This is a genomic window from Pseudomonas sp. CGJS7 (assembly GCF_036961695.1).
The window spans coordinates 120,840-129,944 of the sequence record NZ_JBAMDI010000005.1 but is presented as its reverse complement, the minus strand read 5'-3'; the positions used below and the strand labels follow the sequence as shown (position 1 = coordinate 129,944).

Annotated in this window: 13 protein-coding genes and 1 riboswitch; of the genes, 5 read left to right on the top strand and 8 right to left on the bottom strand. The window is 61.6% G+C overall.

Annotated elements, in window-relative coordinates; genetic code table 11:
• Window positions 1-10: 10 nt before the first annotated feature.
• A riboswitch (yybP-ykoY riboswitch) is annotated at window positions 11-151 on the top strand.
• A gap of 87 nt (window positions 152-238) precedes the next feature.
• Window positions 239-823: a TMEM165/GDT1 family protein gene (locus V7787_RS05665; protein WP_003247342.1), complete on the top strand. Its 585-nt coding sequence runs from the start codon at window positions 239-241 to the stop codon at window positions 821-823.
• Window positions 824-866: 43 nt separating this feature from the next.
• Here the strand turns inward: V7787_RS05665 and V7787_RS05660 are convergent, their stop codons facing one another.
• The 4 genes from V7787_RS05660 to V7787_RS05645 form a co-directional block, all read right to left on the bottom strand.
• Window positions 867-1,685, bottom strand: a complete 819-nt coding sequence (locus tag V7787_RS05660; protein ID WP_020192885.1) for a M48 family metallopeptidase — start codon at window positions 1,683-1,685, stop codon at window positions 867-869.
• A 227-nt stretch (window positions 1,686-1,912) separates the two neighbouring features.
• Complete coding sequence (locus tag V7787_RS05655) at window positions 1,913-2,533, bottom strand: SOS response-associated peptidase (protein WP_064490774.1); 621 nt, start codon at window positions 2,531-2,533, stop codon at window positions 1,913-1,915.
• Window positions 2,534-2,548: 15 nt separating this feature from the next.
• The gene (locus V7787_RS05650; protein WP_020192887.1) at window positions 2,549-2,809 is read right to left on the bottom strand and encodes a putative signal transducing protein; all 261 of its coding nucleotides are present in this window, start codon (window positions 2,807-2,809) and stop codon (window positions 2,549-2,551) included.
• A complete protein-coding gene (locus V7787_RS05645; RefSeq protein ID WP_010951999.1) occupies window positions 2,809-2,994 on the bottom strand; it encodes a CPXCG motif-containing cysteine-rich protein in 186 nt (61 codons plus the stop codon). The genes V7787_RS05650 and V7787_RS05645 overlap by 1 nt, the downstream gene beginning before the upstream one ends.
• 122 nt (window positions 2,995-3,116) lie before the next feature.
• Between V7787_RS05645 and V7787_RS05640 the strand changes: the two genes are divergently transcribed.
• Window positions 3,117-4,286 carry a 1-acyl-sn-glycerol-3-phosphate acyltransferase gene (locus tag V7787_RS05640; RefSeq protein ID WP_014589682.1) on the top strand — a complete coding sequence of 390 codons (1,170 nt, stop codon included), beginning with the start codon at window positions 3,117-3,119 and terminating at the stop codon, window positions 4,284-4,286.
• A gap of 35 nt (window positions 4,287-4,321) precedes the next feature.
• Here V7787_RS05640 and V7787_RS05635 read toward each other — a convergent pair whose 3' ends face one another.
• A complete protein-coding gene (locus V7787_RS05635) occupies window positions 4,322-4,582 on the bottom strand; it encodes a hypothetical protein (protein ID WP_020192888.1) in 261 nt (86 codons plus the stop codon).
• 160 nt (window positions 4,583-4,742) lie between these two features.
• Here V7787_RS05635 and V7787_RS05630 point away from each other — a divergent pair, with 160 nt between their 5' ends.
• Window positions 4,743-4,949: a hypothetical protein gene (locus tag V7787_RS05630; RefSeq protein WP_003247353.1), complete on the top strand. Its 207-nt coding sequence runs from the start codon at window positions 4,743-4,745 to the stop codon at window positions 4,947-4,949.
• A 74-nt stretch (window positions 4,950-5,023) separates the two neighbouring features.
• Here V7787_RS05630 and V7787_RS05625 read toward each other — a convergent pair whose 3' ends face one another.
• Window positions 5,024-5,608, bottom strand: coding sequence for a YajG family lipoprotein (locus tag V7787_RS05625; RefSeq protein ID WP_010951995.1), 585 nt, complete (start codon window positions 5,606-5,608; stop codon window positions 5,024-5,026).
• Between the two features lie 145 nt (window positions 5,609-5,753).
• On the opposite strand from V7787_RS05625, the gene V7787_RS05620 reads away from it, so the two are divergent.
• The gene (locus V7787_RS05620) at window positions 5,754-5,987 is read left to right on the top strand and encodes a hypothetical protein (protein ID WP_014589680.1); all 234 of its coding nucleotides are present in this window, start codon (window positions 5,754-5,756) and stop codon (window positions 5,985-5,987) included.
• Between the two features lie 601 nt (window positions 5,988-6,588).
• Window positions 6,589-8,097 (top strand): malate dehydrogenase (quinone), encoded by a 1,509-nt coding sequence (mqo, locus tag V7787_RS05615; RefSeq protein WP_010951993.1) that lies wholly within the window; start codon window positions 6,589-6,591, stop codon window positions 8,095-8,097.
• Window positions 8,098-8,273: 176 nt separating this feature from the next.
• On the opposite strand, the gene V7787_RS05610 is transcribed toward mqo, so the two are convergent.
• Window positions 8,274-8,564, bottom strand: a complete 291-nt coding sequence (locus V7787_RS05610) for a PA4642 family protein (protein WP_003247360.1) — start codon at window positions 8,562-8,564, stop codon at window positions 8,274-8,276.
• Window positions 8,565-8,632: 68 nt separating this feature from the next.
• Entirely contained in the window at window positions 8,633-9,103 is a 471-nt protein-coding gene (locus V7787_RS05605) for a hypothetical protein (RefSeq protein WP_003247361.1), read from the bottom strand.
• Between the last annotated feature and the right edge of the window lie 2 nt (window positions 9,104-9,105).

Sequence of the window (9,105 nt, the reverse complement as noted above, 5' to 3'; positions counted from 1 at the left end):
AGGCAGAATCCGCACCGTCCTAGGGGAGTAGTCTCCCGCGAGCACCCAGCTCGCCCGGTACGCGTCAACATACTTGGTCCACAGACCATGGCGCGTGCGACCCACCATGCACGCCTGCATGGCGAGATCCGCATAGACGGATCGAGGGTTTGACAAGACCTATGACACGCACACCTTACCCGGGGCGGGGAGGCTGTACGTGTCATAGCCGTGTCGACCCGCCCCCGTAGGAATCCTGATGCTGGAATCACTGTTGGTCCCCACCGCTATCGTTGCCTTGGCCGAGATCGGCGACAAGACGCAACTGCTCGCACTCATTCTCGCTGCCCGCTTCCGCAAACCCTGGCCGATCATCGCCGGCATCATCGCCGCCACCTTGGCCAACCATGCCGCAGCCGGTGCCGTGGGGGCGTGGGTCGGCAGCTTCTTCAGCGATTCGGCCCTGCACTGGATCCTGGCTGCGAGCTTTACGGCCACCGCACTGTGGACGCTGGTACCGGACAAGATGGATGACGACGAGAACCCGGCTCGCCGTTTCGGGCCATTCCTGACGACACTGATTGCGTTCTTCCTGGCCGAAATCGGTGACAAGACCCAGGTCGCTACCGTGATGCTGGCGGCGCAGTATCCGCACCTGATCATGGTCATTATCGGCACTACCCTGGGTATGCTGATTGCCAACGTGCCGGTGGTACTGGCGGGTAACTTCGCGGCTGACAAACTGCCGTTGACGCTGATTCGCCGCCTGGCGGCAACGGCGTTCTTCGTACTGGCGATCGTGGCCGTCTATTCGGCAATGAAGGCCAGTGGCTGGATTGGGTAAAGGGCACATCAGGGGCTGCCATGCAGCCCCTGGATTCAGGCATTTACGGCTTGGCTGCAGCCTGATACAGCGGCATCACCTTCGGAATCGCCGCCTGCAGCGAAGCAATGCGGCTCGCGGACGCCGGGTGAGTACTCATGAACTCAGGCGGTGCACCTTCGGAAGCCTTGCTCATCTTGTTCCACAGGGTGATCGCGGCATTCGGGTCGTAGCCGGCACGGGCCGACAGCTCCAGGCCAATCAGGTCGGCTTCGTTTTCGTTGGCCCGGCTGTTGGGCAAGGTCATGGCGTAGTTCACCACCGTGTCGGCCATGGCCATGCTGCTCTGGCCGAGGCCAAAGATGGCACCGGCGCCCTGGCGAGCCATTTCCACACCGTATGCCTTGGACATGGCCTCGCGGCTATGCTCGCGCAAGGCGTGGGCAATCTCGTGCCCCACCACTGCGGCAATTTCCGCATCGGTGAGTTTGAGCTGATCGATCAGCCCGGTGTAGACGATGATCTTGCCGCCCGGGCCGCAGTTGGCGTTCAGTTCGTCACTCTTGATCACGTTGACTTCCCAGTCCCACTGCGCGGCATCCGGGCGGAATTTGGGCGCCTGGGCGATCAGGCGGCTGGCAATTGCCTGCACACGCTTGGCATCGGCGCTGGACTTGTCGAGCACACCCTTGCTCGATGCTTCACCCAGGGTCTGCTGATACGACTGCGCGTACATCTGGTTGACCTCATCGGTCGAGAGCATGCTGAACATGTACTGCTGGCGCTCGACGCCAACAGCACCGCCGCTGGTGGTATTCACAGCCTGGCAGCCGGCCAACAGAATGCCAGCGCTCAGCAGGCTGACGACAAAAGACTTACGCATGAAAACACTCCCTATCCACATGCGCCGTATCCTAGGCCGAGTCGCCAGTGGCTGCCATAGCCGCAGGGAAGATTTTCGTCGCCTGATCCGGCCTCTTCGCGGGCAAGCCCGCTCCTACAGGGGTAACACGACCGTGGGTATGAGCAGGCTTGCCCGCTCCTATAGCAGGGGTAACACGATCATTGTAGGAGCGGGCTTGCCCGCGAAAGGGCCGACACAGCCCCCCATCAAGCAGGGGTAAGACACTCCGGCGCATCCAGCTTCGGGTCATTGACGAAATTGGCCAAGGCCCGCTCACGCAGCGTCGCCGGTGGGCTGGCCAGCAGCTCGTGCAAGCGGGTAATCGGCGTGTCCGGGTCAAGCCAGGCCGCCTGCCCCGCTTCGTCGAGGATGAGCGGCCGACGCTGATTCATGGCCGCCTGGGTCACCACCGCGCAACTCAGCCATACCTGGTCCTGCACCGGATAGGCCTCCCATACCGCCGCAAAGTACAGCGACGCGCCCTCCCCCGGGGTCAACCAGTACGGGCGTTTGCGCACGCTGCCACGCCATTCGTAAAAGCCGTTGGCCGGCATCAGGCAGCGACGCTGACGAAATGCATCGCGAAACATCGGTTGTTCGGCCAGCGTTTCGGCGCGGGCATGGGCAGGGGTGCGGGACAGGTCGGTGAGCCAGGCCGGGGTCAACCCCCAGCGCGCCTTGGCCAGTTGCTGCTGGCCGTCAAGCTGACGCTGGATCAGCACCGACGCCCCAGGCGATATATTCCATTGGGCCGGCTGGCCGACGGGAAAGCCCGGCAGACTGGCAAGGGCCTGGGGCCAGCGAAACAGGGCATAACGTCCACACATGGGCGAATTCAGAACCTAGCAGATCAAGGTACCGGGGACATTCTCCGGTTCGTCGCCAACCAGTGGCTGGGCATCATTGTACGCATCGATCAGCTGCCGTGCGCATTCGGCCTGCTCATCAGCCACGACGAGCCCCAGCAGGCCCTGCAAGGGCAGCTCGCCAGCGGCACCGACCAGGTCACGGCCGACCACGTGTACATCGATCCCCTCGCTGGCAAGCATGCCTGCCAGCATTTGCGCCTCGAGCAGGCTTTCCGGTTCGTAGATACGCTGCATCAGGTGTCGTCCTCGCGGCGGACTTCAAGCATCCATTCGTCACCATGCACCTGCAGAATGCACACCACAGGCTGGCAGCACACCTGGCAATCCTCGGTATAAACCTGGTCGCCCGCAGACAGATCGACGGTAGTTTCCACACGTTCGCCACAATAAGGGCAATCATAGAAGTCGGTTTCCAGCATCGCGGCCTCCGCAGTGACTTATGCGTATAATTGCCGGTCTGTTTACAGGGTCTGTGTGCGTCCGAGCCGTTTTTCGGAGCCCGTCCCTACCTTATTACCCTAGCCGTTTCCAACAAGAGAGCATGATGGGCGAATTCGATGCCATCCGACCGTACGACGACGCTGAGGTCCCTGCCGTTCTGGCACGCCTGCTCAGCGACCCGGCATTCCTCGATATCCTCACCCACTTCCGCTTTCCACGGGCGGCCGGCGCTCTCGGCTGGTTGCTCAAGCCCTTGATCGCACGCCGCCTGCGCAAGGAATTCGCCGGTGTTACCTGTGTCTCGACCTTGCAGGACAAAGTCGAGTACTACGTCGACCAGACCATCGATCGCGCCACCGACGGCGTCACCTACTCGGGAGTGGAACAGCTCAAGGCCGGCACCGCCTACCTGTTCCTGGCCAACCACCGTGACATCGTCATGGACCCGGCCTTCGTCAACTATGCGGTGTACCACGCCGGCCTGCCCACGCCGCGCATCGCCATTGGCGACAATTTGCTGCAAAAGCCCTTTGTCAGCGACATGATGCGCCTGAACAAGAGCTTCATCGTGCACCGTTCGATCAGCGGGCGGCGCGAAAAACTGGCTGCTTACCAACTGCTGTCGGCTTACATCAACCACTCGATCCGCAACGATGCCACCTCGATCTGGATCGCCCAGGCCGAAGGCCGGGCCAAGGACGGTGACGACCGTACCGACTCGGCGATCCTCAAGATGTTCCACATGAGCCGCAAGGACGAACCGTTCGGTGCAGTGATCCAGAGCCTGAACCTGACCCCGGTGTCGATCAGCTACGAATACGACCCGTGCGACCAAGCCAAGGCCCGCGAGCTGTACATCCGCGCCACTACCGGCACCTACAAGAAGGCGCCGGGCGAAGATGACAACAGCATTGCCAAAGGCATTACCGGCTACAAGGGCCGAGTCCACATCAACTTCGCGCCGCCGGTAACCGAGTACCACGAAGACACAAAACAGCTGGCGGCAGAGATTGACCGGCAGATTCTGGGGGGCTACCGACTGTTCCCGGTGCATTACCTGGCGTATGCGATGTGGGAAGGCAAGGACGAAGCCCTGCAAGTGCCAAGCGCCGAGAAGGTGTTCCCGGCGGATGAGCTGGCCAAGGCCAAGGAAGAATGGCAACGGCGCCTGGATGCCTGCCCGCAAGAGCAGCGGCCGTACCTGGTGTTGCAGTATGCGACGCCGGTGCGCAACCAGTATCAGGTCAGGCAGCAGGCACCTGTAGCCTGATCAGGTTTGGGGCTGCGTTGCAGCCCCGATGGTGCTCAGATCCAGGTGCTGAACCAGGACAGCAGCAGCGCCATCGCCAGGCACGAAAAGCCCAGAATGTAGAAGTATTTCGGCACCCGAAGGTCGAAAGCGTCCACTACCCCGTCGTCTACTGCCATGTACTCGCGGGTTTCGGCCTCGCGCCGCCGCGCACTGTGCAGCAGCAAACCGCCCGGGCAGGTCAGCAGCAACGCCAGCAGGTTGATCAGCTTGGTGGGATGGGCGGCCAGGAACCCCCAGAGCACTTGCAAGGACATCACGCAACCTCGGTGTGAGCAGTGGCAAAGGCCAGCATTCTACCCAAGTCGCACCGTGGCGCCCGGCCTTGGCGACAAACTGTCGTTAAATTTCATCTGTCATCCGCTCGTCATCCATTCAGGCGACCCTGTCGACCTTTTGATGACCCGGAGCTTTTTCATGTTGCACGCCGAAAACCAGGACCGCCTCTACCTCGTTGCCCAGAGCGATGAACAACAGGCGCTGATCGATGGTTTTGCCATCAATGTGCAGGACCGCCAGTGGCTGGTCTACTGTGCGCTTGGTGGACATGTGCATGAGGACTTGCCCGAAGTGGATGCCGGCACTGGGTTCAGCTTGCTGGATTTCCACATAGAAGCGGCGTAGATCTGTACCGGCCAGACAACAAAAAACCCGCTGCCTGTCCCTCAGGCAGCGGGTTTTCTTGCACCACCTGAAGCTTACTGACCCAGCACCTGCCCGATGCTCGGGTCCTTGAACAGGCGGGTCAGGGCATCGCTCAGCACATCACCCACCAGCTGGGTGTTGGTGTCCTGGTTCGGCGCCATGCCGAAACGCTGGTCCAGCGAAGCGCCATAACGGCCGCTGTAACGGCGGCCGCCATTGGTCACATCAGCGCGGAAGGTGGCGCCGATGGTGGCCTCGGTCACGTAAAGGTTGTCTTTCGGCGACTGATACTTCAGCTCGGCCAGGGTCACGGTCAGCTGCGGTGCATTGCCGGCGTTCGGGGTCGGGGTGAAGCCGAGCAGGCGCACAGCCGCTTCAGCCTGAGCCTGCAGCTTGGGCACCACGTCATTACCGCTGACGCTGATGGTGCTGGTCTCGGGGTACATGCCACCGCGGGTACCCAGGGACTGCGAAGGCCGGCCATCAACTACCCGGACCACCACCGGCTGGCCATGACCGACCGGGGCCAGCTGGGCCTTGAGCGTGGGTTGCGGGTTGAGTTGTTGCGGGCTGTGGGCACAACCGACCAGGCTAAGGCTGGCCACGGCGATCAAACCGAACAACAGACGTTGCAACATGCGCGTTTCTCCAGAAAATGCGGCAAAGGCCCACAGTATACCTAGCCAGGTACAGACCAGTCATCGGCCCGGCCCGCTTGTCACAATCGTTTCATCGCCACACCCTTATCCTTGCGCCAAGCCCTAACGCAAAGGACTCGCCGCCATGACCTCGCTCTGGACTCAGCTCTTCCAACGGCCGCGCTACAACGCTTATGCCCGCCTTGACGCTGATGGCAAATGCCTGGCGTTCAAGCAATGCAGCCAGGCACCAAGCGGCATCGACTGGGTGCAGATCAGCGAAATTCAGCTGGCCTGGCTGGGCCGCGAGCTGCCCATCGAAGCCCGGGTTTGCGCCCGCGCAAACCGCCGTTGGCACCAGCGCCTCCTCGCTGCCTGACAAACGCTGCAATAAAAACCACGAATGGCGACATTTCTGCCCGCGACATCGCTATAATCTCCCCCCGATTATAAGGACGTCTCCTGATCGGGCCCCGCACTCGCCGATTGACCCCGGCAACTTCACCGCTTCGCCCACAGAGAGCCTTCCACTCAGGTCTTGCATCGGCTGTCGTGCCTGCTTTTTCCGGCCCTTCACACTGCATGAACCTGCGGGTTGCCATCGCGCAGTCCCCTTTTGAGGTTCACGTCTCCAAAAGAGCGTGAAAAAACGGTTTTCACAACTTCACAAGAGTGTGGCGAGCAAATGAACAGTCTGGCATGTGCAAAAGCGGCAGATGTGTCCCGAACAGCCCTGAACAGGCGGCAGATGCGCTCATCCCGTATGAGTGTCTGAACCGTTCCATAACGCACGCACGACACCTTGACCATAAGTCGAATTGCCGCACCTGTGGCAAACGGCGTTCAATACACGAACCCGAAGACTGATCGGCGGTGTCCGCGGAAGTTGCAAGAACTGCGAAAAGTCGGACATGGCGACCCTGGCAAACCCAGGTCCTATGCTGTCAATTAGGTAGCTGTAGATTGTGGAGACGCGTTAAATGGCGCAGAACGAATCGGTTGATGTGGTACTGGTAGGCGCGGGCATCATGAGTGCCACCCTGGCCGTACTGCTCAAGGAGCTTGACCCGACCCTGAAGCTTGAGGTCGTCGAGGCGATGGACTCCGGGGCCGCGGAAAGCTCCAACCCCTGGAACAACGCAGGCACCGGCCACGCCGGCCTGTGCGAGCTGAACTACACGCCGCAGGCCGCCGATGGCAGCATCGACATCAAGAAGGCCGTGCACATCAACACCCAGTTCGAGGTTTCGCGCCAGTTCTGGGCCTACCTGACCAAGAAGGGCAACTTCGGCTCGGCGCGTGCCTTCATCAACCCTGTCCCGCACCTGAGTTACGTCGAGGGTGACAAGGGTGTTTCCTTCCTCAAGAAGCGCTTCGAGCTGCTCAAGCAGCACCACGCCTTCGCCGAGATGGAATACACCGAAGACAAGGCCGTGATGAACGACTGGATGCCGCTGATGATGCCTGGCCGCCCGGCCGACCAGCACATCGCCGCTACCCGTGTGGCCAAAGGCACCGACGTCAACTTCGGCGCACTGACCAACAAGCTGCTCAAGCTGCTGGGCGACTCGCCGGACGCGCAGGTCAAGTACAGCAAGAAGGTTGTCGGCCTGCGCCGTAACGGCAGCGGCTGGACCGTGAGCATCAAGGACGTCAACAGCGGCGGCAGCCGTGAAGTCGACGCCCGCTTCGTCTTCCTCGGCGCCGGCGGCGCGGCCCTGCCGCTGCTGCAGTTGTCCGGCATCCCGGAAAGCAAAGGTTTCGGCGGCTTCCCTGTGAGCGGCCAGTGGCTGCGTTGCGACAACCCGGAAATCGTCAAGCAGCACCAGGCCAAGGTCTACAGCCAGGCCGCTGTCGGCGCCCCGCCGATGTCGGTGCCGCACCTGGACACACGCGTCGTGGACGGCAAGACTTCGCTGCTGTTCGGCCCGTATGCCGGTTTCACTACCAAGTTCCTCAAGCACGGCTCGCTGATGGACCTGCCGCTGTCGGTGCGCATGGGCAACATCGGCCCGATGCTGGCCGTGGCCCGCGACAACATGGACCTGACCAAGTACCTGGTCAGCGAGGTGATGCAGTCGATGGAGCAGCGTCTGGAAGCCCTGCGTCGTTTCTATCCGCAGGCCAAGGCCGAGGACTGGCGCCTGGAAGTGGCGGGTCAGCGCGTGCAGATCATCAAGAAAGACCCGAAAAAAGGCGGCGTGCTGCAGTTCGGTACCGAGCTGGTCTCGGCCCAGGACGGCAGCCTGGCAGCACTGCTCGGCGCATCGCCAGGTGCCTCGGTAACCGTATCGATCATGCTGGAACTGATCGAGCGCTGCTTCCCCGAGCAGGCCAAGGGCGCCTGGGCTGCCAAGCTCAAGGAAATCTTCCCGGCTCGCGAGAAGACCCTGGCAACCGATGCTGCGCTGTACCACAAGATCAGTGCCGATAACGACGCGGCGCTGGATCTGGCAGAGAGCAGCCCGGCGGCCAAGCATTACGCTTAAGCCGGTCTGAAACGCAAAAACGCCCCTCGGGGCGTTTTTTGTGCCTGGCGCTTGATCAGCCTGTACCGGCCTCTTCGCGGGCATGCCCGCTCCCACAGGTTCGGTAATGCCCGCAGGTGCGACGCGACTCCTGTGGGAGCGGGCGCGCCCGCGAAGAGGCCGGCACTGGCTACAGATCAGCCGCGGGCTTTATCGATGATCTCGATGTACTCAGGGGCATTGCGCTGGTCGGCAATCTGCTCGACGAAGGTCTTGCCGTGCTCGTCCTTGCCGTCCAGGTCCAGGCCAGCTTCGACGAAGAAGCCTACAAAGCGCTCGAAGTCGTCCACGCGCAGGCCACGGTAGGCCTTGACCAGCTTGTGCAGCGACGGCGAAGTCACACCATCGGCCGGCTCGAACTGAAGGAACGACTTGATGTAGTCGTCGCTGATTTCGTCACCGATTACCTGTTTCTTGTCTTTACGCATTGCCGACTCCAACTGGACCATCACGGAATTTCGAAGGCCGGCAGTTTACCCCCCGCAGGCTTCGCGCCTCAACGCGTACGTACCGTCCCGGTGTGCAAGTCGGCCCAGATGTGGCCGTTGCCATAAGTCAGAAACTGCACGTACAGGGTTTCGTTACGCAGCAGGTCCATGACCACCCGGTAGTTGCTGACCGGGTAATTCAGGCTCAAGGTGCGGGTTTTAGCGTCATACACAGGCTTTTTCAGGCTTTTGGCCGCTTCACCATCGAACGTCAGCAGCACCTGGGCAATGGTCGCACCCTTGCTCAGCGGCTTGCCCTTCAGGCGCACCTGCAACGACGATGTGATCGGGATCGGCTGCTGATCGGACTGGCGCTGGGCCCCTACAACCACCGAATAGTCAGTCACTTGCAGCAATTGCTGGCTGGTCGGTGCTTCCTGGCGCAGGGACTGGTCATCAGGAGGCAGGAACTGACTGTGCAGCGGTGCGGCAGCGAGCGGCAGGCTGACCGCCAGCAGGAGGGGAAGAATCGCACGCATGT

Coding starts and splice junctions, on each gene's coding strand:
- V7787_RS05620 (WP_014589680.1), top strand. CDS start 5,754: ATGACCTCGCTCTGGACTCAGCTCTTCCAACGGCCGCGCTACAACGCT.
- V7787_RS05610 (WP_003247360.1), bottom strand. CDS start 8,564: ATGCGTAAAGACAAGAAACAGGTAATCGGTGACGAAATCAGCGACGAC.
- V7787_RS05635 (WP_020192888.1), bottom strand. CDS start 4,582: ATGTCCTTGCAAGTGCTCTGGGGGTTCCTGGCCGCCCATCCCACCAAG.
- V7787_RS05630 (WP_003247353.1), top strand. CDS start 4,743: ATGTTGCACGCCGAAAACCAGGACCGCCTCTACCTCGTTGCCCAGAGC.
- V7787_RS05650 (WP_020192887.1), bottom strand. CDS start 2,809: ATGCAGCGTATCTACGAACCGGAAAGCCTGCTCGAGGCGCAAATGCTG.
- mqo (WP_010951993.1), top strand. CDS start 6,589: ATGGCGCAGAACGAATCGGTTGATGTGGTACTGGTAGGCGCGGGCATC.
- V7787_RS05640 (WP_014589682.1), top strand. CDS start 3,117: ATGATGGGCGAATTCGATGCCATCCGACCGTACGACGACGCTGAGGTC.
- V7787_RS05645 (WP_010951999.1), bottom strand. CDS start 2,994: ATGCTGGAAACCGACTTCTATGATTGCCCTTATTGTGGCGAACGTGTG.
- V7787_RS05605 (WP_003247361.1), bottom strand. CDS start 9,103: ATGCGTGCGATTCTTCCCCTCCTGCTGGCGGTCAGCCTGCCGCTCGCT.
- V7787_RS05625 (WP_010951995.1), bottom strand. CDS start 5,608: ATGTTGCAACGTCTGTTGTTCGGTTTGATCGCCGTGGCCAGCCTTAGC.
- V7787_RS05655 (WP_064490774.1), bottom strand. CDS start 2,533: ATGTGTGGACGTTATGCCCTGTTTCGCTGGCCCCAGGCCCTTGCCAGT.
- V7787_RS05665 (WP_003247342.1), top strand. CDS start 239: ATGCTGGAATCACTGTTGGTCCCCACCGCTATCGTTGCCTTGGCCGAG.
- V7787_RS05660 (WP_020192885.1), bottom strand. CDS start 1,685: ATGCGTAAGTCTTTTGTCGTCAGCCTGCTGAGCGCTGGCATTCTGTTG.